This window comes from Photobacterium sanguinicancri (assembly GCF_024346675.1).
Taxonomy (GTDB): domain Bacteria; phylum Pseudomonadota; class Gammaproteobacteria; order Enterobacterales; family Vibrionaceae; genus Photobacterium; species Photobacterium sanguinicancri.
Genome location: NZ_AP024851.1, coordinates 1,035,486 through 1,059,868, shown reverse-complemented (window position 1 = coordinate 1,059,868; position 24,383 = coordinate 1,035,486). Strand labels below are relative to the sequence as shown.

General features: G+C 40.6%; 25 protein-coding genes. 13 read left to right on the top strand and 12 right to left on the bottom strand.

What is annotated here, in order from left to right:
* Window positions 1–137: 137 nt before the first annotated feature.
* Window positions 138–515, bottom strand: coding sequence for a glycine cleavage system protein GcvH (gene gcvH / locus OCU87_RS21745; RefSeq protein ID WP_062687656.1), 378 nt, complete (start codon window positions 513–515; stop codon window positions 138–140).
* Window positions 516–1,050: 535 nt separating this feature from the next.
* Here gcvH and OCU87_RS21740 point away from each other — a divergent pair.
* The gene (locus OCU87_RS21740) at window positions 1,051–1,677 is read left to right on the top strand and encodes a helix-turn-helix domain-containing protein (RefSeq protein ID WP_094958616.1); all 627 of its coding nucleotides are present in this window, start codon (window positions 1,051–1,053) and stop codon (window positions 1,675–1,677) included.
* 559 nt (window positions 1,678–2,236) lie between these two features.
* Window positions 2,237–3,355 carry a glycine cleavage system aminomethyltransferase GcvT gene (gene gcvT, locus OCU87_RS21735; protein ID WP_062687657.1) on the top strand — a complete coding sequence of 373 codons (1,119 nt, stop codon included), beginning with the start codon at window positions 2,237–2,239 and terminating at the stop codon, window positions 3,353–3,355.
* Window positions 3,356–3,543: 188 nt separating this feature from the next.
* Here gcvT and OCU87_RS21730 read toward each other — a convergent pair whose 3' ends face one another.
* Both OCU87_RS21730 and OCU87_RS21725 read right to left on the bottom strand, forming a co-directional pair.
* Entirely contained in the window at window positions 3,544–3,705 is a 162-nt protein-coding gene (locus tag OCU87_RS21730; RefSeq protein ID WP_164488538.1) for a hypothetical protein, read from the bottom strand.
* Between the two features lie 677 nt (window positions 3,706–4,382).
* Window positions 4,383–4,694: a hypothetical protein gene (locus OCU87_RS21725; RefSeq protein ID WP_062687659.1), complete on the bottom strand. Its 312-nt coding sequence runs from the start codon at window positions 4,692–4,694 to the stop codon at window positions 4,383–4,385.
* Between the two features lie 286 nt (window positions 4,695–4,980).
* Here OCU87_RS21725 and OCU87_RS21720 point away from each other — a divergent pair, with 286 nt between their 5' ends.
* A complete protein-coding gene (locus tag OCU87_RS21720; RefSeq protein ID WP_261858467.1) occupies window positions 4,981–6,453 on the top strand; it encodes an META domain-containing protein in 1,473 nt (490 codons plus the stop codon).
* 27 nt (window positions 6,454–6,480) lie between these two features.
* Here the strand turns inward: OCU87_RS21720 and OCU87_RS21715 are convergent, their stop codons facing one another.
* Both OCU87_RS21715 and OCU87_RS21710 read right to left on the bottom strand, forming a co-directional pair.
* Window positions 6,481–7,326 carry an enoyl-CoA hydratase/isomerase family protein gene (locus tag OCU87_RS21715; RefSeq protein ID WP_261858466.1) on the bottom strand — a complete coding sequence of 282 codons (846 nt, stop codon included), beginning with the start codon at window positions 7,324–7,326 and terminating at the stop codon, window positions 6,481–6,483.
* Window positions 7,327–7,570: 244 nt separating this feature from the next.
* The gene (locus OCU87_RS21710; protein ID WP_094958391.1) at window positions 7,571–8,293 is read right to left on the bottom strand and encodes an SDR family oxidoreductase; all 723 of its coding nucleotides are present in this window, start codon (window positions 8,291–8,293) and stop codon (window positions 7,571–7,573) included.
* Window positions 8,294–8,523: 230 nt separating this feature from the next.
* Here OCU87_RS21710 and OCU87_RS21705 point away from each other — a divergent pair, with 230 nt between their 5' ends.
* Window positions 8,524–9,351 carry a LysR family transcriptional regulator gene (locus OCU87_RS21705; protein ID WP_062687663.1) on the top strand — a complete coding sequence of 276 codons (828 nt, stop codon included), beginning with the start codon at window positions 8,524–8,526 and terminating at the stop codon, window positions 9,349–9,351.
* 399 nt (window positions 9,352–9,750) lie between these two features.
* On the opposite strand, the gene OCU87_RS21700 is transcribed toward OCU87_RS21705, so the two are convergent.
* Window positions 9,751–10,011, bottom strand: coding sequence for a Rho-binding antiterminator (locus tag OCU87_RS21700; RefSeq protein ID WP_048897676.1), 261 nt, complete (start codon window positions 10,009–10,011; stop codon window positions 9,751–9,753).
* A 257-nt stretch (window positions 10,012–10,268) separates the two neighbouring features.
* A complete protein-coding gene (locus tag OCU87_RS21695) occupies window positions 10,269–11,051 on the bottom strand; it encodes a nucleotidyltransferase family protein (protein WP_261858465.1) in 783 nt (260 codons plus the stop codon).
* A gap of 563 nt (window positions 11,052–11,614) precedes the next feature.
* Between OCU87_RS21695 and OCU87_RS21690 the strand changes: the two genes are divergently transcribed.
* The gene (locus OCU87_RS21690) at window positions 11,615–11,947 is read left to right on the top strand and encodes a hypothetical protein (protein ID WP_062687665.1); all 333 of its coding nucleotides are present in this window, start codon (window positions 11,615–11,617) and stop codon (window positions 11,945–11,947) included.
* A 50-nt stretch (window positions 11,948–11,997) separates the two neighbouring features.
* On the opposite strand, the gene OCU87_RS21685 is transcribed toward OCU87_RS21690, so the two are convergent.
* Window positions 11,998–12,390, bottom strand: a complete 393-nt coding sequence (locus OCU87_RS21685; protein ID WP_062687666.1) for a DUF2750 domain-containing protein — start codon at window positions 12,388–12,390, stop codon at window positions 11,998–12,000.
* Window positions 12,391–12,546: 156 nt separating this feature from the next.
* A complete protein-coding gene (locus OCU87_RS21680; RefSeq protein ID WP_261858464.1) occupies window positions 12,547–13,566 on the bottom strand; it encodes a transporter in 1,020 nt (339 codons plus the stop codon).
* A gap of 372 nt (window positions 13,567–13,938) precedes the next feature.
* Between OCU87_RS21680 and OCU87_RS21675 the strand changes: the two genes are divergently transcribed.
* From OCU87_RS21675 to OCU87_RS21650, 6 genes are all read left to right on the top strand, one after another.
* Window positions 13,939–14,715 (top strand): hypothetical protein, encoded by a 777-nt coding sequence (locus OCU87_RS21675; RefSeq protein WP_062687667.1) that lies wholly within the window; start codon window positions 13,939–13,941, stop codon window positions 14,713–14,715.
* A gap of 75 nt (window positions 14,716–14,790) precedes the next feature.
* Complete coding sequence (locus tag OCU87_RS21670; RefSeq protein ID WP_261858463.1) at window positions 14,791–15,123, top strand: carbon storage regulator; 333 nt, start codon at window positions 14,791–14,793, stop codon at window positions 15,121–15,123.
* A 198-nt stretch (window positions 15,124–15,321) separates the two neighbouring features.
* Window positions 15,322–15,996, top strand: a complete 675-nt coding sequence (locus tag OCU87_RS21665) for a hypothetical protein (protein WP_062687669.1) — start codon at window positions 15,322–15,324, stop codon at window positions 15,994–15,996.
* Between the two features lie 86 nt (window positions 15,997–16,082).
* Window positions 16,083–16,757: a C39 family peptidase gene (locus OCU87_RS21660; protein ID WP_062687670.1), complete on the top strand. Its 675-nt coding sequence runs from the start codon at window positions 16,083–16,085 to the stop codon at window positions 16,755–16,757.
* A gap of 8 nt (window positions 16,758–16,765) precedes the next feature.
* Complete coding sequence (locus OCU87_RS21655) at window positions 16,766–17,290, top strand: hypothetical protein (RefSeq protein ID WP_261858462.1); 525 nt, start codon at window positions 16,766–16,768, stop codon at window positions 17,288–17,290.
* 291 nt (window positions 17,291–17,581) lie between these two features.
* On the top strand, window positions 17,582–18,934 hold the full coding sequence (locus tag OCU87_RS21650) for a sigma-54-dependent transcriptional regulator (protein ID WP_062687671.1): 1,353 nt from the start codon (window positions 17,582–17,584) through the stop codon (window positions 18,932–18,934).
* Window positions 18,935–19,002: 68 nt separating this feature from the next.
* Here the strand turns inward: OCU87_RS21650 and OCU87_RS21645 are convergent, their stop codons facing one another.
* Window positions 19,003–20,142 (bottom strand): S1 family peptidase, encoded by a 1,140-nt coding sequence (locus OCU87_RS21645; RefSeq protein WP_261858461.1) that lies wholly within the window; start codon window positions 20,140–20,142, stop codon window positions 19,003–19,005.
* Window positions 20,143–20,388: 246 nt separating this feature from the next.
* Here OCU87_RS21645 and OCU87_RS21640 point away from each other — a divergent pair, with 246 nt between their 5' ends.
* A complete protein-coding gene (locus tag OCU87_RS21640) occupies window positions 20,389–21,213 on the top strand; it encodes a DUF5718 family protein (protein WP_261858460.1) in 825 nt (274 codons plus the stop codon).
* A 111-nt stretch (window positions 21,214–21,324) separates the two neighbouring features.
* On the opposite strand, the gene OCU87_RS21635 is transcribed toward OCU87_RS21640, so the two are convergent.
* The gene (locus OCU87_RS21635) at window positions 21,325–22,365 is read right to left on the bottom strand and encodes a lipid A deacylase LpxR family protein (RefSeq protein WP_261858459.1); all 1,041 of its coding nucleotides are present in this window, start codon (window positions 22,363–22,365) and stop codon (window positions 21,325–21,327) included.
* Between the two features lie 135 nt (window positions 22,366–22,500).
* Between OCU87_RS21635 and OCU87_RS21630 the strand changes: the two genes are divergently transcribed.
* Complete coding sequence (locus tag OCU87_RS21630; protein ID WP_315972490.1) at window positions 22,501–23,352, top strand: sulfurtransferase; 852 nt, start codon at window positions 22,501–22,503, stop codon at window positions 23,350–23,352.
* Between the two features lie 136 nt (window positions 23,353–23,488).
* Here OCU87_RS21630 and OCU87_RS21625 read toward each other — a convergent pair whose 3' ends face one another.
* The gene (locus OCU87_RS21625; RefSeq protein WP_261858458.1) at window positions 23,489–24,316 is read right to left on the bottom strand and encodes a phosphate ABC transporter substrate-binding protein; all 828 of its coding nucleotides are present in this window, start codon (window positions 24,314–24,316) and stop codon (window positions 23,489–23,491) included.
* Window positions 24,317–24,383: the final 67 nt, after the last annotated feature.

The window sequence follows — 24,383 nt, the reverse complement described above, 5'->3', positions numbered from 1 at the left end:
TGAGCTGATACTGGCCGGATAATCTTAAATTAACACCTTGGTTACACCTTCTAAATGCTACTTATTTCGTTATTTACGAGCATGCATTTACAGTGTTGTAGGTACAAAACCGGCTTTCCGAAGAAAGCCGATACGCATTAATCTTCGATAGTCTCTAGGTATTTCTCACCGTCGATAAGCTTAGCAAGCTCTTCAACGTCTTCAATTTTGATTTTTGCAATCCAACCGCCTTCGTACGGTTCTTCGTTGACAAGCTCTGGGCTGTCTTCTAATTCTTCGTTGATTTCAACGATTTCGCCAGTCACTGGTGAGTAAATGTCAGAGGCCGCTTTTACAGATTCAACAAGAGAGAAAGTCTCGCCTGCAGTTGTTGAGTCGCCAACATCAGGAAGATCCACGAATACCACATCGCCTAATAGGCCTTGAGCGTGGTTAGAAATACCCATAGTGATAGTACCGTCGCCGTTGTCGCGTACCCACTCATGGCTTTCTGTGAACTTCAGTGTATTTTCCATTTATAACTCCTTGCGCAATCTATCCGCTTTCAATGTTTGTATCAGCTTGATGATATTCATGCTGACATACTATTTTTTAGGGTGTTGAGAACAGCTTAATAGCACCTAACAAGTGCGTAACATACAACGCTATAGAGAGCTTATCAAACGAAAATTTCCAATAGTGTATTATTGCCCACTTTAATCTTGGAAATAATTAGCAAACGTTTGCGTCAATATTGGCGTTTGGTTATGCTTTGGCTAATTAATACGCGAAAAATCTACACTAGATACCAGAAATGTTTTGAGTTCAAATTGATGTGCTAGGCTGAATTACAAGGCTTTACGGGTGAAAATTACATTGAAAATGGGTGGCAGGCAAAGTAGGCAGCTCAAAAATGAATGTGGTGTAAAGATAAATGAGGCTGATGAGTTTCCAATAGGAAACTTTGTTGTAATTCTGTTAGTGAAGTCATGGTTTTTATCACCTAAAGTGGTTTAGTTTTATGCTCACTATGACAGAATGAAGCCAGTTTACCGCCAAGGAGGGGGCGTAATGAGTGAGGATACTCAGCAAGACATTTACCCATCAATGACAGTTGCCCGCGAGCGCGAATCGGCCAAAATTGAGCCTTTACAACTGGGTAAGCGTTTAAAAGAAATTCGAATGTCGCATGGCCTGACATTAGAAGAAGCCAGTAAAAGAACGGGATTAGCGCGTTCAACACTTTCTAAAATTGAAAACGAACAAATTTCACCGACTTTTCAAGCGATGCAAAAGTTGGCTGGAGGTTTAAATGTTGATATGCCTCAGCTTTTTGCGCCTCCTCGTCAAACCAGAACGACTGGTCGACGTGATATTACGCTTGTCGAACAGGGTAAGCCTCATCCGACGTCGACGTATGAGCACGAATTGTTAGCGACTCAGCTAACCAATAAAAAAATGATGCCATTTAAGTCACAAATACGTGCGCGGCATTTCAGTGATTACCCAGACTGGATCCGTCACGATGGTGAAGAGTTCTTACTGGTACTGAATGGTGAAATTACGTTTTTCTCTGAATTTTATGAACCCGTCAATTTAAACGAAGGTGATTCAGTTTATTACGATGCCAATATGGGCCACATGCTGATTTCAGTGAGTGAAAACGATGCGAATATCTTATGGGTGACAGCTTCATAATGATGGCGCAGGCAGCCATTAGCATTGAATGGAAGGTGATTTTTGACAAGTCGGTCAGGCTAAAATCCTGATAAGAAAAATAGGGTGTTTCCTTAGTGAGCAATCTAGCTAATCACTATGGTCATGATCGCTTTTTATTCGATAATCTGTTGGACTGAATGTTGCTGATTACCTCGTTTAAGCCTTCTTCATAGCCTTCGTTATAGTAAAGTGACTTACGTAAATGAGATTATTGTCATTAACAATCCTGTAATGACAAATGTTAATGATTTGCTGTATCTGTAGTATTTGTTTTGGTGTTACTGCTGAGTTATGGACTCTAGATCACAACACGGTTTCTCAAAATTTGCGGCTTATAAAAGACAAAGCCTGCTAAATGTGGTTTGGGTGTAATGTGTTGGGTAGAACATCAACAAGAATTTAGGGGGGGCTTTTGATTGAAGCCTCAGTAATACGTGACCTTACGGCTATAACGTAAGGCGGTTAGTGTGATAAGTGGCGAAACTACTTCACATAATGTAATGGATAACACGGCCGCACGGCCTACGGAGAAAGAAAAATGTCTCAAGATCTTCTGGTTACACCGCTACACGCTCTTCATATTGAAATGGGCGCAAAAATGGTACCGTTTGCAGGCTATGATATGCCTGTACAGTACGCCCTCGGTGTACGCAAAGAGCATTTACATTGCCGTGAGCATGCGGGGCTATTTGATGTATCACACATGGGGCAAGTACGCCTTCATGGTAAAGATGCGGCAAAAGCAATTGAAGCGTTAGTGCCGGTAGACATTATTGATCTGCCAGCGGGTAAACAACGCTATGCCTTCTTCACCAATGAGCAAGGCGGTATCTTAGATGATTTGATGGTGACTAACTTTGGTGATCATCTCTTTGTTGTAGTGAATGCAGCTTGCAAGGAACAAGATATCGCACACATCCAAGCGCATCTTCCAGCAGATGTTGAATTAGAGATTATTGACGATCGTGCCTTGCTTGCACTACAAGGGCCAAAAGCAGCCGATGTGTTAGCACGCTTAAATCCAGCAGTGAGCGACATGGTGTTCATGGATGCCGCTAAAATCGAACTACTTGGCGTGGAGTGCTACGTAAGCCGCTCTGGTTATACTGGTGAAGATGGTTATGAAATTTCAGTGCCGAATGATAACGCAGATGCATTTGCGCGAGAGTTGTTAGCATTTACTGAAGTGGAATGGATTGGCTTAGGTGCGCGTGATTCATTGCGTCTTGAGTGTGGTCTGTGCTTGTATGGCCACGATATTGACACAACAACAACGCCTGTAGAAGCAAGCCTATTATGGGGTATTAGCAAAGCGCGTCGTGCTGACGGTGAGCGTGCGGGTGGTTTCCCTGGTGCAGAGCTTGTACTTGAGCAAATCAAAACCAAAGATGTTGCTCGTAAGCGTGTTGGTTTGTTAGGCCAATCTAAAGCACCTGTTCGTGAAGGTAGTAAGCTATTTGATGGGGCTGATAACGAAATTGGTATTGTTACCAGCGGTACATTCGGCCCATCTAAGGGTGCGCCTGTGGCAATGGCTTACGTGAAAACTGATAGTGCAGTGATTGGTACAGAAATTTTTGCTGAAGTGCGTGGTAAGAAGCTTCCAATGACAGTTGAGAAAATGCCATTTGTGCCACAGCGTTATTACCGTGGGTAAAACACATCTGTGGTTAACCATGATTGATTAAATGAAGGAGGGGCGTTTTTCGCCTCTTTTTTATTTGCTTATTCTCTATGTTATTTCTTTTAAATTATCGTAAAAGTGTGAATTGTATAAACAGAAGTGAATACAATACTGGAAAGTACTGTATTCACTTATTACAGAAAGCACGAAATCGCCATTGTTTAGTGTGATACATTTTTATATGCCGATTTAAACATAAGTTGGAAGCCTTCTTGTGTAAGATCTTTTGCACTAATTCCCGCTTCTTTTAATCGGCGATAACATTCACCTAATGCGGCTATCGTTGCTTCTTGTTGTTGCGCTTTTAATTGTCTTCTGTTCATTTGATGATACCTGTTTGTTATTGATGATGATTGATACTTGCCATTACGGGTCATAATTAACTCTTATCCATGAATGTATGCTGAATGGAGCATACGATTTATACAAATGGGATAGATAAACTAAAAAGACTCACATAGCACCAGCTAAGATTAATTATTAACTGAAATGTTAATGTCAACGAAGTGTCAGGTTTTTCTCGATACGAATGACAAGACCAGAAGTTAAGGTCGGTTGATATCAAACATGTTTAATGTGAATTTATTTCCCTTGGTATTTCTTAGCGTTACTGATCCCTGCATTTTGTTATCCCTATCCTCTTTCAAAAGTGAAAATGCGTCACTATGCATCTCACGTTTTTTATTCAGTAGGGTGATTAATCTCCAAGTAAAATAATGATTTAAATTTATTTTCTATTTCATATTGCGACTCACCATCGAGGAGCTATCTATTGATAGCATTCACTTTTGATGAATGGCTATAAGGGATTTTTATTCTTCAGTGGGAAACTATCTGCGTTTGATGTCAATCCATGATGTGGCCTTTAATGAGGGGAAGGCTTATTTTTTTTATTGTTCAGTAGTGTAGGTGTCTGTGGGTGGTGAGAAAACGATGAGGAAAAGTACTTTTTTAAGTAACCGTACCCTTTTGTGGCAGGGTACGGTTATATACCTATATATTATTTGTCACGCTGAATATAGGTTACTTTTGTGAGTGACTGTCCAGTACTGTCATCAGTAGCGGTGAACTTGACTGTTTGGGAACGAATTTGTGGAAGCGAGACAAATACGCGCCCATACTCATCGGTTTTTTCACTCCTTATGCCATGAATATTAGTGGTAACTGTCGCTCCTTCGACTCCTTTACCGTTTTCACTTACTGATATCCACGCGCCATCATTGACAGATGAAACGTTCATGCGGTACTCAGCAGCTGCGGTAAACGACATGGCTAACCCTGCCATAAGTAGACTCGTCTTAATTATTTTCATAGTTACCTCGTCTTCTCGTTGTACACGGAATCATAGTAATTGTGGCAGGGAAATCCTCTTATGGCAGGTCATAATTATTCACTTTTAGAATATTTAATCTTAATTTTGTCTCTGTAGTAATGCTTAAAAGGATATTCTGGTATAAAGTTTTAACGAGAAGAGCCCTTATGTGTCAATTGACTTTCAGGGTTGTAAATATTGGTTTATTACGCTGTTTTCACATATCTCATATGAATGATATTTGAATAAAAAATTTACGATAATTTATCTTGTTTTAGGAATGAGCATGAAGTTTTTGACTTGTGTACCATTAGTACTGGTGGCGAATATTGCTTTTGCTAGCGAAGTGAAGCCGAGCTTTGAATGTACGAAAGCTTCTGGAGAAGTTGAGAACTTAATTTGCCACGATCAGACGCTAGTAAAGCTCGACCTTCAAATGGAAGGCCTATACAAAAAAGTATTATCAACTATGCCTGAATCGGCTCTGGCGAATTTTAAAGCTTCTCAGCGAGGCTGGATCAAAGGACGCAATGATTGTTGGAAATCGGTTGATGTTTATCAGTGCACTAAAAATAGCTATGCATTACAGACTGAAAGTTTGGCGCAGATAGGGCGACTTTTCGTTAATGATAAATCGACCTATTACCGATGCAGTGGAGGAGTGCATCCTGCGGTTGCGGTGCGCTTCTATCAATTTAACGATCAATCTAAAGCCATACTTCAATATGGCACAGACAGTGAGTTATTAGATGCGGCAGTGAGTGCGAGTGGTGCTAAATACACGAGTGATACTGCTAGCTTTTGGTCACATAAACAAACTGCAAGTGTACAAGTCGGGCGAGATTCTTTGAGCTGTAATTTGGTTGCTGAAAAGCCTAGCCCTATGATTTCTGCACTTGGTGTCACGCGTCTACAGCAGGCAGAAATATTAGGCATAGGTGAAGACAATGAGCCAAAACGCCTATGGCGTGGGCTGTGGGGCGAAAATTGGCAGAGTACAAGTACATCTAATGGCACCGAGGGTTATTACAAGGTTTCACTCACGTTTGCTGGGAATCTTGCCGCTTATGGTAATGTCATGAACAACAAGCAAACCCAAGCTGCAGTGATCACTGATTTTCAAACTAGCGGCTCTGGGCGGTTTTCATATTTGTCGCTATTTGATGAGCAATTAGATTCTTTTGGGTATGGTGAAGCGAGCAATATCGCAACAGCACTTATTGGCGATCGTATTCAAGTGATCGACCTCTATGTAGAGTCACCATTTATTGTTGTGAAATCCATTCAGGCGGGTAAACAAGATCCTATGTGCTGCGGTGGTGATCTTGTTACGCAATTTTGGCAATACCAGGGTGGAAAGTTAGTACAGGATGACAGTAAGCTGCAACGTAGCCGCATTAGTCTCGATGTATTAGCGGGTAAAACATGGCATTTGATGGAGAAAGGGCCATTACCTGCGTCTAAAACGACTCCAACAGGGAGCACTTTGATGTTTGATGCGGGTCAGTTTGTCGGTTCAACAGGCTGTAACCGTTACTCTAGCAAGGTGCAAAGTTCGGAAGGTAAAACCGATATAAAACTATCCACCATTGCTACCACGCGTAAGGCATGCCGAAGTGACGAAAGTCGACAGCAAGAAAAACAGTTCCTAAAAGCGTTAGCAAAGGTGGAGCGCTATGGTTTTTACGCCGGTCAGCTCTATTTGTACTTGGAGGAATCTGCAGAATCAAAAGTCATGGTTTTTAAGCCCACAGATTAAATATAGGACTACTCAGCTAGTGGCTCCTTACATGAAGCGAGCCCATAACGGCCTTAACGCCCACAGCATGAAGAAAGTGATTGAGGGTGCGTATTTCTTCTTGTTGAAGAAAAAATGCGCTTGGTTTTTTAAAAAAGCAGTACTAAAAAAAGCATCAGCCAGCTGAACGGATTCTTTGGCATTGGCTGCTTGTAGTTCTTTTAGGGAGCTTCCTGCTAAGAACTGGCGATCTTCTTTATTTACAACCCAGTTTTGGGCAATACGATGAGCTTCTTCCATTAACTGAGGTTGCGGTACAACGCTTTGTACTAACCCTGCGGTTAGTGCTTCTTCTGCATTGGGCTTCCAGCCCTCTTTACCTAGCATACGTTGACAATTTGCCTCACCTAATAAGCGAGGAAAATGGTAACTGGAGCACCCCTCTGGGGTAATGCCCAATGCAGAAAAAGGCGTTGAAAATGTTGCGTTGTCAGCGGCAACAATACGGTTTGCTAGAGTAGCAGAAGTCACGCTGGCCCCGATGGCTGGACCATTAATAGCGATGAGTAAGGGTTTATTGCAGTTTAAAAAAACCTCAAAAAGCCGTTGGTTATTCTTAACGATTAATTCATGTAGTGCTTTAGGCGGCATGACTTTCAACGTGCCAGCTAAATTTACACCCGCAGAGTAATATTTACCTATCCCCGTAAGAATAATAGCTTTTACATTATCGTTTGTATTGGCAATCGAGAAAGCTTCTTTAAGTGATTCCATCATATCCATTGTCCACCCGTTTAGTTTATGAGGGCGGTTCATCGTGATGGTGAGCACATCGTTTTTTATACTGGTGAGAAGGTGATTAGTAGCGATATCTGAGAGCGTTAGGGTAGTCACTATGATACTTCCTGTTGAAAAATCACACTAAATAAGATTACGACAGGGTTTAAATAATCACTAATAATCATGATTATATCGAAGAGAGGATCACATAAAATGCTTTTACTTGGTTGGAAGTGTGATTCATATCTATTTCATTGATGATTCAATCATCAGCATCCTAAACGGAAAAAGCCACCTCAGTGTTCGTAAGGTGGCTTGGTTTATTACTTAATCAGAAGTTAAGTAATAAGTAAAAAACTTAAGGCTGTTGACGTGTCGCTGCTAGTACGATTTCACGAATACATACGTTTTGTGGTTGGTTGTATGCGTAGCTAATCGCGTTAGCAATATCTTGTGGTGCAAGAATGCCGCCCATGTCTTGTTTCCAATCTTCATAGCCCGCCTTGATTTCTTCGCTTGTTGTATGGCTCAGAAGCTCAGTTTCAACGGCACCCGGTGCAATCGTAATAACACGTACATCTTCGCTTGCGACTTCTTCACGAATGTTCTCACTCATTGCATGAACCGCAAATTTAGTACCACAGTATGCAGCGTGGCTTGGGAACGTTTTACGGCCAGCAACAGAACTGATGTTGATGATAGTACCGCCTTTACGTGCTTTCATATCTGCAAGTACACAGTGAATACCGTTCATTAAGCCTAGAATGTTTACGTTAACCATGTTTTGCCATTCTAACGGGCTTTGCTCATGTACAAGGCCAAGTAGCATCACACCTGCGTTGTTGATTAAGCAGTCTACTTTACCGTATTGTGCTTCAGCTTCTTCAATCGCTGCTTTAAAGCTAGTCACATCTGTAACGTCTACTTTGCGACATAGCGTGTTTGGAAGGTTTAAGGCTTCTAAGCGCTCAACGCGGCGCGCTAATAATAAAAGAGCGTATCCTTGCTCTGAAAGGTGACGTGCTGTTGCTTCACCAATACCTGAACTTGCACCTGTGATAACAACTAGTGGCTTAGACATAAGATACTCTCTCTAAAAATTATTTTATAACATGAGGTTACGCAACATAAATGGAATAGCTTGCTGCGTTCTGGTGACTAATATAAGCCTAGGGGATGAAATTGAAAAATATCAATTACTAAGGGTTATGATAAGTAAAAACTATGGATAGATAATTTGAAGCCCGTAACCATAAGTGTTATTTATCATAGTTGTTAACTTTAACGATGAATGAAAATTAGGAACTTGGTATGGATTTACGGTTATTACGCTTTTTTATTGCTGTGTATGAGGAGCAGAACATTACCGCAGCGGCAAACCGATGCTACGTTTCGCAACCTTCCATTTCAAATGCCGTAAAGCAGCTGGAAGAAGAGCTAGGGGTAACCTTATTTGAGCGCCATAAGAAAGGGGTTACGCTGACAGAAGAATCACATCACTTGTACCCAAAAGCTGTGCAGTTGATGAATGAAATTCATGCCTTGCCAGACTTATTTACTCAGCGCCGACAGACCTCTCCAATCAAAATTGCGAACTTTCCAGATTTGAGCCAGACCGAATTGGCTCGGGTGATGGCTAGGCTAAGTGAAAACTGTCCTGAACTGCGTTTAGAATTGGTAGATGCCAACGATCCGCACGCAGATTGCGCTATCACGCTCGATATTCTTAAAGCGGAAGATGAAATCTTCTTACCATTATGGGAAGAAGACTATGTGTTATGTATGTTGCCTGAGCACCCATTGGCGCAGCTTGATGAAGTAAAACCGAGTGACTTGCATCAATATGATTTTATTGAATGCCCACCGTGTGAAGCACACCAACAAACAATTAGCCTATTAGCGTGCGATGGGTTGTCATTGAACTTGCTGGCGAGGGCTGAACATAAGATGCAGGTAATGCACTTGGTTCAGGCTGGGATCGGTATTTCTTTTTTACCCACTGGCGTGTTGGAGCAATCGAACCAATTGGTAACTGTGCCTTTGGTTGGCCCCAGAATGTTCCGTCGGTTAGGCTTAACCTACGCGGCAAGTAAGGCCAACAGCCAAGCATTAAATGCGGTGATAAGAGCGTTACGATAAAAGGTCTATAAATATTTAGAGAATCGCGAGTAACCATTATTGCTTTTTGGGTTTATCATTTTGATTTTATGGTTTTTTTAGCCAGTAGGATGAATATGTTTAAGAGGATAAAAATGAATAGCCAAAACACACCCGTGGTAATGAGGCGTGCTGGGAAAAATTGGTAAGTGTCAGTCTTCCCAAAATAAGAAACGTAATTCAAGGGGAAACCGATAACCTTATGCGGTGTAAAGTATTGATAGAATTGTGAAGAGAACATCACAATAGCCATTATGACGTTACTGCCGACTGTAATAATTGAAGACATAGAAATCTGTTCGCTCATCAATTTGGTTTTATATTGTACACTTTTGTGAACGATAAACAAAAGCACGCAAATACGTGCTTTTGGTAACTAAATTAGAGGTTTACTTCACCAAATATAGCATTGGCAGACTTCGAGTACATCTTACGTATCTGATCTAACCTAATTTTTAAGTATTGATACTGTGTTTTACATACTAGCCATTCTGATTTATCAGGATGCGTTTCTGTTGTTATGCATTCACCTTCGATAATGCTTTGATCGCGCAGCTTAAGTGTCACTTGATAGTGATATAAACAAGCAATTTCAAAACAATCATGTAATGCACAGTCGATAGGTTTATAAGTATGCGACATATTATTTCCTAACGCTGTTTCCTATTTCTAGATGATCTGATACCAATCTAACTAAGTAAGTGGTCGTTCTTGCTGATTAAATTCACCTGAACACTTACTTACCCGAGTTGGTATAACTAGAAACTATGGTATTAATAGGATAGTCAATAGATTGAAGGTTGTCTCAAAAATGGGATGAATTCGATAGGCTGGGGGAGTGAGATAATTCAAAGGCCGTTGATACGGCCTTTAGTGGTTGGCATAGAGGCTACTGTTAGTTAGATAGCAATCGTTTCAGGCTGTAAGTACAGCTGCCATGCATCTTGGTAGAGTTCTTGTGACTCAGAGCGAAGCTGGCTGATACGTGCTATTTCAAATTCTGATAATTCACGATCTTGTTCTAGACCTGTACGTTCAATCTTCTGAATTTTCTCGTATATTTCATGCTCTGCACCATTTTTAATATCTGAAATACCTTTTAGGTGAAGTTGTACTTCAGCAATGATGTTTGTCTCTGGTAACTGTACTAGCATTTTTAAATCACGGTAGCCAGATGCCGTTGGTTTCTTAAACCTGTTTTTTACCGCAACAACTGTTACTTCTTTATTCATTAATTCAAAGGCTTGAACTAAGCTTGGAATATCGTCAGCAACAATAGAGCCACGGGCTAGGTCGGTAATACGGCTAGCGTCACCTTGAAGCTCTGTTGCAACTTTCTGCTGTGCACGCGCTTTTGATTTAACACCAGGAATAATCGCCTGAGTGTGAGTGACTAAACTGATTTCTTTAATCAGAGCGTCTAGTTCAGTTTGAGCATGGGTAGCAGCAGTGTAAAGCATGCCAAACTCAGAATAAGGTTGAGTGATTGCTGGCTCTTGCCAACTTTCAATGCTGTAAAGACCACTCAGGCTGCGCTGAAACGATTTTTTACTCTGAACCGTTTCTTTGGAAGAAGGCTCGAAGTCTGTGTCTGTAAATTGAGGCAGTGGTGCAGCAACAGAGCCACGGCCAACAACACATAAAAGAACACAACAAGCACGAATAACAGATTTAAGATCCATTCAACAACTCCAGTGATAGCTTAGGTGACAGCAGCTAACTGTCACGTAAACAATCTACAACTTACATAAAACGGTGTTACCTACATCATCTTAATAACGATGAGGGACAAAAAGTGTCGTATGTTGTTCGGTTGTTTTTCTTCTTCTTCGTATCTTTTGTTTACGGTTGCTATCTTACCAAGGTTAGCTGAACTCAAAATGAATATTTGCCGCCTATACAGCATATATATGGTGTATTTGGGCCTTTACAAGGGGGATTGAGGCCATTTATTTAATAATTAAGCAGAAAGTGTGACCTGCTCTACAAAGTCGCCATAAGGGCGTCCGATTACAGCCAAACTAAGACAATAGCTAATGCTGGTATAAGTGTATTTACCCATTACCTTTGACTAAGAGCACGTACCTTTTGCTATCCGCTTTGCAAGGTGAACCGCTCTTTAATGCTATTTATGTATTGACCAGAGGGTTTTACTCGCAGTGATTATCAGTTCAATTACTTCATAAAATTGGTTTAAAATCAGTTACACTGCTTATCAAGCGCTTACGTCATAAGGTAGAGTATTTTGCAGCAAGAGTTATTGATTATTTTGGTCGTGATTTGGTTAGGCTTGTCGGTAGGTAGCATGCTGCTATTTCAACGAGGTAAAGATGCAGAGCGTAAGCGTAAATTGTGGCCGAAGTACACAATTTTTAGTAATGCGGTATTGGCTAGCTTTATTGTGTATATGCAGCCGCCTTTGGCTATGATGATTGGCTTACTGATTTTTATGGTGCCATTAACGCTACTGACTATTCGTTCGACTAAGTTCTGTGATGCATGTGGTAATGCCAGCCGCTCCCCATTTTTCATGAAGCCGCCTACTGCATGTAGTCACTGTAAGAAGCCGCTGAAATAAATTCAGAAATAAGTGGCGAGAAAAAGGGGCTTGATAGCCCCTTGCTTTGATTACTTCGATTTACGAGCTTGCTGCTTTAGCTCAAAATCAAATTCATCAGGGAAGATCACCAAGCCTTCTTCATTTTGGTTAGGGAAGATAGCAACAGCAAGTTCATCATCTTCAAGGCCATGGCTCCAGCGGCTGTGCCACTTGTTTAAAGAGATCGCTTCTGCTTTACAGTGATCCCAATCGCCTGTTGCCCATGACTCTGCAAATTCTTTATTTGGCCATACAGGTACACAATCTTCATCTTCGCTATTTAGCATCACACAACCGTGTTCATCGGTTAGGATCCAAATTTCACGGTTTGCAACGACTTCTTTGATTAGATACTGGTAGCGCTTCTCTGCATCATATTGGTTGATGTTGTCGATTTGAGTTTGATCTAATGGGGTTGCCATGGGTATTCCTGATACGAACAGTAAATTCGCTATAGGATAGTGCAATTTTGTAACAGAGTTAAGTGAAACTCAGCGTAAGAAGAGGCATTGGATCATACAGATAGCGTAATGGGGGAAATATAGCATGCCTGCAACAGCTACAGGCATACTTTGGAGCTATTTTAGAGTAATTGGAACACGTACCGACAATTGAAAATCGGGGGCATCAGCTGTTAATCCTGCAGTGGCGCCAATGTTGATTGTCGTATCACGACTGATGGCATAATTCGCACCAAAAGACAGTGAGTCGAGTTGAAGTAATTTTGCATTGTCTGGTGTTACGCCATTGATTTTAGATTTTAAAATGGTTTTGTGGCTAAGCCCCATGCTAAATGAAAATTTCGGATTAACCGCAAACCCCATCCCAGCACTGAACGAAATAGTGTCACCTAAATCTATGGTCTGGTTACCTGACTCAGTTTCAACATCATCTTCAATATTCCAGATATAACTGGTGCTTGCATATATTACGGCGGGGTCGATCGGTAAGATCATCGTGATCCCGGGCTCTATACTGGCAAATCCAGAACCTGTTGGTAAGCTCTCAAATTCATTGGTTTTTGGATCGATACTGACATCGTACGGTGATTTACCTGTCGTACTTTTAAAACGTAAGCTACCGATCCAATAAGGTGCAGTATTCATATTAAATTGATACTTAAATGCAGCTTCAATGTCGCCTAAACCACTACCATCTAAATCAATAAGCTCGTTATTATTTGCACCAGTTTGGGCTTTACGCTTTGAAATAGAATCTGCTCGATAAACAAGAGGTATACGCGTTTCTACCTCGAAGCGATTTGTTATCCCATATCGTCCAGTAAACCCGACAGTCAATGTTGTTCTATCAACATCGCTGGCTTCGATTAATCCCACAATCAATGAAGGTAAAACGGTGTAACCTACAACAGAGACAGAATTTGAAGAATTCTGCGTGTAGGAAAATGATGTGTCTAAGACAAAAGAACCTCGTGGTGTTAGTACACCTGGTTGCTCAAAAATATCTGCAACGGTTTGGACTCTTTTTGGCTTTTCCTTTTTATCGTCGGTTTGATCTGCAGAGGGTTCCTCGGCAAAAACAGCACTAGAACAAATAGTTAGTAGCGCTACTAAGCTTTTATATTTGAATGTATTCAAAACTTCCTCACTTTAACGCAAATTAATCCCAAAAAGGTCGGAGAGTTATACGTCTTTGACCATAAAAAAAGAGTAGTAGAACGAAACATAACGTCTATTGAGACGTCTCATTTAATGTCTTAATCCTGAGATGCTTATAAGACCCTCTCATAATTAATAATTTGCTTCGCTATTAATATTAATTTACTAAAGTGGAACTCAAATAAATTTATTAAAATAAAGTTGAAGTTAACCTTCTGTTTATTTAAAGGAAAATAAACTTATTAAAATTAATACAGTTCAAAACTTGGTGATGACTAGATTTAATGTATCTCGCAGAAAACATTGCGAGTTACTAGAAAAATAACAAGACAACATATTTGGAGTAATACCATGCGTAAAACAAATCTCGCACTATTAGTAGCAGTACTTGTTAGTTCGCCGTTAGCTCTAGCGGATGGTCACCAAGGTGGATATGACGACAGTGGTAGTGATGGTGGTTACCAAGGCGGCGGTGGTGATTATGATGATGGTTATGGTGGCGGCCCAGTAGCAGCTGGTGATGTCACAAATAAAAATGATGTAGGTAATGAAATTTACACTGTCGATAACAGTGGTAACTACGATAAAACAGTAACGTACACATCTTCACATGATAAAGATCTGTCGGTGCAAGATTCATTTAATTATGACGCACATTATGATGCGAAACATACTGTCGATCATTCTTACACAGTAAAAGACAGCTATAACCAAGACAACGATGCGCTATTAATGCACAACATTGATAACGATCGTAGTCATCGTTATACCGATAACAGCGATAATAGTAAGCACTGGGAAGATAATAGTACCCATGATTACAGCCAAGATTGGCATATCGATATGGATACCAATCACTTTGTTTCTAAAGCAGAGCTTGATGGTTCTGTCGCGCAAAGTTCTGTGAAGTACGGCGGTGGTTGTTGTGACAGTGGTTACGGTGAGCGCGGTGGTCGTTATGGCAGTGGTGGTAGTGGCGGTGGCGGTATGAGTGAAGTTATGGTGACGCAATCAAATGAAATGAACAACTCATTTGCTGGCGCATCGGGTATTAACATGGCGGGTCAAAATGCGGGTAATAACTCGTTGGTTCAACAAAGTGCTAGTACAAATGCCATTTTATACTAGTTAATTTTTAACTTCGGCCGGTAACAAACAAGCTGAGAGTTGCTGGTAAACAAGAGTAACTCTCAGGAGGATGTTATGAAATATTTAACGCTGATTGCTGCTGTTTTATTATCAAGTGGGGCAGTTGCAGATGAGTTGGATATTCTAACAAGCTCTGACATGATTTCTGATGACTTAATGGGTCAATCTCGCGGAACTAATTACGAGATTCAAATTGACAATATGCAGGCTCACTCAGAGATGGACGGCGATGTTGCAGGTAATAGTGCATACCATAATACCACTGGCGATAATGTTATTGATTCTGGCTCATTTGCCGATTCGTCAGGGATTTTTAGTGTAGTGCAAAATACGGGCAATAATGTATTGATTCAAAATGCTACCGTAGTAAACCTGACATTGAAGTAACCTGTTAGTTTATCTATGTGCTGGTATGTGACTATGCCAGCCCGTTTCTCAACACTTATTGAGTTGCGCCTTTCGCAGGGACTAACAACATTACTTCGTCATTTATTAATGACTACAGATAATAAGCTGAAATAACTCAGCGCTTAGATGTGATGTAAATAATAAAAACAATGCACACAACATATTTGGAGTAATATCATGCGTAAAACTAATATCGCACTAGTAGTAGCAGTAGTAATGGCATCTCCATTTGCTTTGGCAGATGAAGATAATACCCAAAATGCAAATAATGTTGATGTATTAGTTCAAGATTCTTTTAATAAAGATGCGACCTATGATTTCGACAAATCTAAATCAGAATATGCAGATATTGATGGTTCAGGCAATGTAGATGTAGATAAATCCTACACATCAGAATATAGCAAATCAAAAGAAATTAATTACAGTGGAAACCAAGATAATGACCTGCTTTATATGTCAGATATTGGTAACGATGAGAGCGTGGTAAAAACTGACAACAGTGATAATTCTCATATGTACTATGACAATAGTCAGTGGGATGCATCAAAAGCAGTTGATATTGATATAGATATTGATCATTACTTAGCTGAAAGTAAGTTAGAAGGTGACGTGATGGGCGCATCTGTAACTTATGGCGGTGCCTGCTGTAGTGAACATGGTGATAAAGGTTACCGTGGTCGTGGTGGTAGTAGCGAAGGTAGTGATTCAGTCGTAAAAGTTGAGCAAATGAACTCAATGAATGATTCGTTCGGCGGCGCATCAGGTATTAACATCGCTGGTCAAAACGTTGGTAATAATTCATTAGTACAACAAACAACAAGTACCAATGCAGCGTTGGTTGGCTCACAATAAGATCGAGAAAGGGCCTAGGAATAGGCCCTTCTTTTCATTATTTAATTGGCACAATCGGTGTATTGTAAATCTTGGGTGTTGTTGTTATGAATAAATCGATAGCGATATTATTAGGCATAACCACCAGTTTTTCTGTTTTAGCGTTAGACTACTTTCCTAGTAGAGGTGGATATAACGTTAAAGTGAAAAGCTACCAAGAGCAGTTGTTTGGTGATGTACACCGCCAGCAATATGATTTTAGCTGTGGTTCAGCTGCAGTTGCTTCATTAATGACATTTCATTACGACATTGAAATTAATGAAAGTGAAGTGTTTGATTTTATGTTCAAACATGGCGATAAAGCAAAAATAGAGAAACAAGGTTTTTCTTTGCTAGACATGAAAAAGTATATCAATTCAATAGGCTTAGAAGCTAACGGTTATAAGCTACCTCTGGAAAAAATAAAGAAACTCGGTATTCCCGCAATTACAATAATAAACTTTGATGGATATATGCACTTTGTGGTAATAAAAGGCATTAATACTAAACAAGTTATTCTTGGTGACCCATCAAGAGGTACTGTAGTTATGGATATTGCAGAGTTTGAAGAATATTACAAAGGGTTAGTTTTACTGGTTAAGAGTCATATTGATGTAGCTAGAAATGGTTTTATAAAAAAAGAAAATTATAGTGTTTATGCGGCATCGCCAACAGCAGAGGCGGTATCGCGCGATTCGCTTGCAACCTTCAGCATTACGTTGCCAGGAGCAAACGATTATTAGAGGCTAGTATGAAAAAGTTATCCCGATTATCCATAATATCTGCGATTGGTGGTGTGGCTTTTGTGGCCCATGCCTCCATCGGATTCCTATCCTTAGATGAGAAAAAGCATAATCTTGTTAGCATGAGTGAACAAGAGATGGCAACGGTCAGAGGTGGCTTTATATCAATCAACAATACATTGATAAACATAGGGTTAACCATCTCTACGGCATTAAATGGCAGCAAGGTTTATACTTCCCAAATTGCAAATTTAACCATTGATAATGGGGTGCTAACCACAGTTGGCGTCGACCAAATTACCGACCCTATAAAAGTGGTACAAAATGATAACTCTGGGTCCGGTGAAAATACGGTTAGTCCAGCGTTAAGTCTACAAGATGGAAGTATTGCTAACATTATTCAAAACACGGTAGATGGTGCGAATATTCGCATTCAAACCGAGCTTAATATTGAAGCAGATGTAGAAGGGTTCTTACGTGAGCAAGGGAATATAAATCGTTTAGAAAACGCGATATTAAGTCATAGTTATTAGATAATCCTTTCAATCGTAAATGAAGGTATAGTACTCGGTACTATACCTTTTTTGTTGTGTTTTTTTGTCATTTGGTGTTGGTTGTGATTACTTTTTGAACTTTGTTTAAATAATATAAATGTTATTAAGTTCTTGAAAAAGAAATGAACTTATCTTAAATGATTTTATGTATCTGTTATTTTTGAACTCTTTGAGACCTTTCTTATATCTGATACCCTGCAAACTTATCATTTCTCACCTATATTTTTAATACATTATAAAAAATGCACATTGAAATAGAAGGTGACTTCGATGGTGGCTCAATGTCAAAATAAATCTTTTAATGGTCGCTTAGTTGCAATTGGATGTAACTATGAACCTTGGATTGCGCTTTTAGAACAATCAGGCTGGAAAACACACTGTTGTTACGACCTACGCACGGCTGACTCAATCTTGGATGAGTACAGCCCATGTATTTGTATTGTTGATTTAAGCAATAATGATTTTAGCTTGAATAGCATTGCTTTGAGGGCAAATAAAACCAAGCATGTAAAATGGATCGCTGTTATTAAAAAAGAGCAGCTGCAAACAGACGCTATATGCCAATTTATTAATAACTTTTGCGTCGACTATTTTTCAGTGCCAATTCCGAGTAACCACTTACTTGAAACAGTAGGACATCAACTTGGGATGCTGGAGATAGAAGCCAGCTCTTGGGTGGAAATTACATCGCAACATGATATGGGCTTATTTGGTGAATCTAAATCCATTAAACAGTTAAGAGATATGGTACGCAGAGTTGCTTCAACTGATGTAAATGTCTTTTTAACAGGTGAAAATGGAACGGGTAAAGAGCTGATTGCTAAATCTATTCATGATCTATCTAAACGTAAAAATGCTTCTTTTGTTACCGTTAACTGCGGTTCTTTATCAAAGGATGATGAGAAAGTGGCATTTTTAAGAAGCTCAACATCCGAGCTACAAGATGATGGTGAGCTGAGGGCGACGGGTACCATTTTGCTTGATAACGTTGAAGAGTTATCGAAAGAACTTCAAGACGAACTGTTGAACTACCTACAAGCACCCGCGAACGATACCCTTGAGGATGATTCCCACTGCGATATTCGCATTGTTGCTTCATCAAGTTCTGATCTTGAAAATGCGGTGTTAAATGGTGAGTTTAGTAAGGAGTTGTTTTATCGCCTTAATGTATTCCATATAAAAGTACCAACGTTGCGTGAGCGTGGTTCGGATATTTTTATGTTGGCAGAAAAGTTCTTAGCCAAGTTTGCTACAGAATATAGCACCATGGCATCAACTTTTTCAGAAGACTCAAAACAGCTATTACTACGTTATAGCTGGCCGGGCAATGTGCGTGAGCTGATAAATCAAGTGAAACGAGCAGCATTACTGGCAGAAGGTAATGAAGTAAGAGCAGAGCACTTTGATCTACCGAGTAAAGCAAACCTAAAGCAGAGTTTACGCAATATTAAAGACGAAGCTGAAAAAGATGTTTTGGTGGCTGTACTGGAAACGCACCGTGGTCAAGTGGCATCAGCAGCGAAGGACTTAGGCGTATCACGTGCGACTATGTATCGCTTGCTCAACAAACACAACATAGTTCCAGATGTAAGGCACTACAATAGCAGTTTTATGCGTGAGTAAATTTGCTGTTAATTAGTTGAATAAGTAAAAATCCAGCCTAGTGGCTGGATTTTTTTCGATGCTAGGTGCTATTTATTTCGGCGTAACCAACCGAATAAGCCTAAGGCAACTAGGCCCAATAGCGGTACAGAACCACCACCACCGCTAGAGTCTGAATCCGGCTGTTTAGGTTGCTTCGGTGGTACATCTTTCACCACCTTGAAAGGGTCATACTTATAGTTAGCCATAGGAATCGCGTCTAAATCTAGGCCGGTTTTTCCTTCAATCCACTGGCGGTAGTAAGACACTTGAGTATATAAGCCATCACCATCTGTTAGCCCACTATTTTTGGCACTACATAATGGACCATTACTTGTTGCACCAACGAGGCGTAAACCTTTATCGGGGTCATTGACATTGGCTGGGTTCTGCCAAATCAAAGGGCCACCTGAATCACCACGGCACACATCTTTTTTTACAGAAGCTCGGTTAGAATCGGCACATACAAAATAATCGGTTTTAAATTGAGGGCTATTACATTGGCTATCAGGAATACCAGCAAGTTTTACAACTTGAAGGGTATCCGATGTTTTGTTTTGTGTACCTAAGTGACCCCAACCTGATGCAATAAGCGTTGCTTGCGAATCTTGACCATTGACGTATGTATTGGCAAATTGCTGATCGGCTTGTGTTTGCTCTGCTGTTGCAAGATTGGGCTGATTGTAGGTAGCAATTCGAATTGATTTACCACCACGTGCGTATAGCGATTCATTTACACGAATTAATGCAATGTCGTTATCAAACCGTGTTGCTTGAATTTCGGGGTTGTAACCTTGGTGAGTGATGACTTCTTCAATCAATGTACCTTTATTTTTATCAAGGTAGCCACCGAAAAGATGCGGGTTAGTGGTGCCTGCAAAGATATAATCACCTTTTTGCAGCATAATAACTTTATTACCAGCATCCATTTTAAATGTGCAGTGTGCTGCTGTGACAATCCAATGCTCTGAGATGATTGAACCGCCACACATGGTGCCGGTTGTTTGGCCAAATACCATAACTTGCCACGGTAGTAGATCATGAGCGGCTGCTTCGCCATTCATAACTCGCGGTTGTACTGATGGTAATGACGAGTCTGGTTCAATGTTTACTGCTGTTTGTTGGCCGGCAAAAGTAGCTGTGGAACCCAGCAAACATAGTGTTGCGATAATGGTTTTTGTCTTTTTCATTTGTCACCTTAATGTACGGTGTTTTTATACTATGGGTGCAATATACAGGCATTTTTGTGCTGTAGATATGGGGCGTTAAGTAAATGTGACGATTATCACCAATAGTAATGATTACCAATTAGAATATAAGTTGCTTGCGGCTGTTAACTGATCGAAAACAAATTAGCGATGACTAGCTATCGAATCTGGCTGTGTTGCTCGTTACTATAGGGAGGTATTTCTTATTATGAAGTTAGGTTTGAAGTTATGGCATTTAGAAATGTAATTGGGTTTGGTGTAGCAGGTAACTTTGCTGGGCATTTAGAGCAAGCAGGTGAAGCGAAGGATTTTTTGGCTGTTGAAGTACAAGAAGCTATTCAACCTAAAGCTATTTTTCCCTTTTATGTACCTTCAGCGAAGGCGGGCTTTCTTGCTGCGTATCCTTTGTCGTCAGATACGATAGTGCCACCGAATGATGCGGATAATTTACAAATTGAACCTGAAGTCGTTCTTTTGTGTGATATTGAATATAACGGAGCACAAGTTACTGGTTTGAAGCCAGTAAAGTTCGCTGCATATAACGACTGCTCTATTCGTAAGCCTAACGCCAAGAAGATCAGTGAAAAGAAAAACTGGGGCGCGGACACCAAAGGTATCGCTACTGAGTTATTTGATCTTGACCATTTAACCGAGGGCGGTGTGCTAGATGATTACCGTATTGCGAGTTTTCATCAGCGTGACGGTATAACTGCCCGCTATGGAGAAGACAGCCCTGTCATTGGTTACAGCTATTTCCATCAACGCCTGCTTGATTGGATTGTTGACCGCATGAATAATCAGCAAGATGTTGGTCCTACAGAAAATATTGCACAATTGCTAGCGTATGCTGAATACCCAACACAAGCATTGATCAGTATTGGTGCTACTCGTTATACCGAATATGGTGAAACACACTTCTTACAGTCGGGTGATACCAGTATTGTCGTAGTATATGATGGTAAAAAATATCATGAAGACGAGATTGCAGATATGGCGAAAGATAATAACTTTGCCAGCGAAGGTATATCAGCACTCGTTCAGAACGTAGCGTAGTTCTTGGTGTAAAGCGAAGCTCTGTCTAATGAGGATAGTTACCTATTGTAAATAGACAGAGCTTTGATTTATGAATAGGACCACAAGAAGTGTACGGGGCTTGGGGGACAATCAATAACGGTAAAAGACTTTAAAGGCACCATACGCATTAACGTCGAGAGTATCTTCTTTATAGTTTTTCGTTTTAGCGGCCATACTTAAAGTGAACCCCCAATTAGAACGGTATAATACAGCCCCTGCAACAGCCGTTGCTTGCCAAGGCTGTAAGCTAACATCGTACACCTCTGCTGGTTTATCACCTTCAATCGTAATGTCGTTAAAGCGGTAACGTCCCTCGATACCGGTATACAAGAAATAGCCTGAACGGCTAGCAGACAACAAGCTAATATCTGTAATTTGATTGGGTGTGAATCCTGCTGAACCAAAAGACTCGGAAAGTTGGTTTCCCCAGCGCAATATACTGCCAATTGCCGCTTCACTGCGATAGTTACCAGCATCGATCCGACCAATAGCACTCCATTCCCAAGCTTTATCGTTTATTGATGGGTTACGGCTAAGTAAGCGATGGCCTTCATAGTTTAGATTCGCAATGATTTGATTCTCTATTTGATACTCCCAGCCTTGCGGTTCTGTCGATGGCGTTAAATAGTGAACCAGCTTTTGCGCGTTTTCAGCCAACGAATTTGGCCCTACGGTTCCGAAACGAAAGGTTAACTTGTCAGCTTTACTTTCTGTGTATTGAAAGACTCCTATGTCGAAGAATAGCAAGCCAGCATAGGGGCGTTCATTTGGTTGAGGCTCTTCATAAGTGATATCGCTTGGCGTCCACATTTGTTGGCCAAGATTAAGGCGCCAACCTTGCCATGCATTGCTATCGAGAGGCAACCAACTTGCGATAGTTGAGATAGGTAGTGGGGCATCACCTGATAATTGTCGTGTGACCGCCGAGCTATAGTTAAGAAAAATACCGTTGGTGTAGTTTTGATCAGTTTGAACAATGCCGTCATTCTCTATAGAGAACGAAATACTGCTATATGTATTTGTTTTGGGCGCACTTACGGCTTCTACGCCAAGAGTTATTGGGCTCGTGAAGACTGTGGTAGCTAAAGTTAGGCATTTGAATCCATTTAGGACTCTATTTTTTATTCTCATCAACAGCCTTATTGATACTTAACATATATCCGTATAATGCAATTTATACGATATGCTATCTTAAAACACGGACACCGTAGCCAAATTTATAATTAACATTCAGCCTAATAACGTGAAAAGATAAAAGGACATATTTTGGATATACCTTCGTCAGTTGTTACCGCCACTTGGCTTACCCAGCATATAAGCCACCCCTCAATCATTACACTTGATGCTAGTTGGTTTATGCCGGGGTCAGATCGTAATCCGAAGCTGGAATGGGCAATTAAACGTATTCCAGGATCAAGATTTTTTGATTTCGATAATGTGATAAAAGAACAAGATTCATTGCTGCCTCATATGTTGCCAACAGCAGAGTATTTTTCTCAACAGGTTGCAAAGCTTGGGATCTGTAATGATAGCGTCTTGATTGTTTATGATAGCCACGGAATATTTTCAGCACCTCGGGTTTGGTGGATGTTTAAAGCAATGGGTCATAAAAATGTTGCAGTATTAGATGGTGGGTTATCAGCATGGGAAAAGGCTGGTGGCGCAATAGAAACAGAGCAACCAATCATTGATATCCCATCATCAAAGTATACCGCTACTTTTCGTCCAGAATGGGTTGCTAGTGCGCAAGATGTGGTGAATCATCTCGACAACGAAGCCGTAACCATTGTCGATGCAAGGCCCTTGGAACGATTTACAGGTAAACAAGCCGAGCCTCGTCAAGGTGTACGCAGTGGACATATGCCACGAGCAAAAAACCTTCCATTTCCTAAGTTAGTGTTTGACGGGAAATTAGCCTCTGTTGAGCGCCTAAAAAGCCATTTCGATAAAATAGGAAAGCAAGAGCAGCAGTATATTTTCACATGTGGTTCTGGGATCACAGCGTGTATTTTAGCGCTTGGCGCTGAGCAAACAGGGCGAAATCATATTGCAGTTTATGATGGGTCTTGGACGGAATGGGGGAGTGATGAACAATTTCCTGTAGTTAAAGGAGATTGAGGTTATTTGGATCTTCAAAGTGCTCTATTTCTTCATGAGAAGTGAGTATAAATTTAATATGATGCGCTGCGTGTTTGCTACACGAGCGCACCGTATTTAGCTTATTAAGCTAACCCGCCACTAAAGCGTGTTTATACTATTGAATTTGTGAGGCAAGGTAGCCACCTTCATCAATAATAGACTGACCTTCAGGTGACACGATGTAATCAACAAAGGCTTTTGCATTTTTGTCTTTTTTCAGTACTTTGTCTTTGTAAAGCATGAGGAAAGGGCGCGAAATTTCATATTCACCAGATTCTAGGTTGTCGATAGTTGGCGATACGCCTTCAAAAGACAGTGCTTTGATTGATTGATCAATCGAACCAAGCGATACGTAACCAATAGCATTTGGATTGCCAGAAACTAAACTTTTCACCATGCCATTTGTATTTACAACAATAGCTTGTGGGTTAATGTCGGAGACACGGATACCTTTTATGTCTTTGGTTAATCCGATGAAATCTTCAAAAGAGAAGCGTGAGCCTGAAGCATTCTCACGGCTAACAACCGCTATTTTTCGTTCAGGGCCACCAACTTGTTGCCAATTGGTGATTTCGCCGTGATAAATCTGAGAAACTTGTTCTTTCGTCAGGTTTTTGACTGGGTTGTTTTTATTTACAACCAGAGCAATACCATCATGGGCGAAAGTCACGCTTTTAAGTTTTGAGCTGATTTCTTCATCCGTTAAGTAGCGAGAGCTCATTCCTAGCTCTGCAACATCTTGTTTAACCGCAGTGATACCCGCAGACGATCCAATCCCTTGTACGGCAATCTGACTGTTCTTATTCTCTGCTGAGTATGTTTCAGCTAACACTTCAACAATATGACTTGCTGATGTAGAACCTGACACAGTAAGTGTTTCTGCTTGTGCGTTGAATGCCAAACCAGCACACAGTGCTAGCAGAGTGGTAGCCCGTGGGAACATAGACTTTCTCCATATTGAATTAATTTGCGACATCTTATTACGAAGATATGACATTTATGTGAAGACG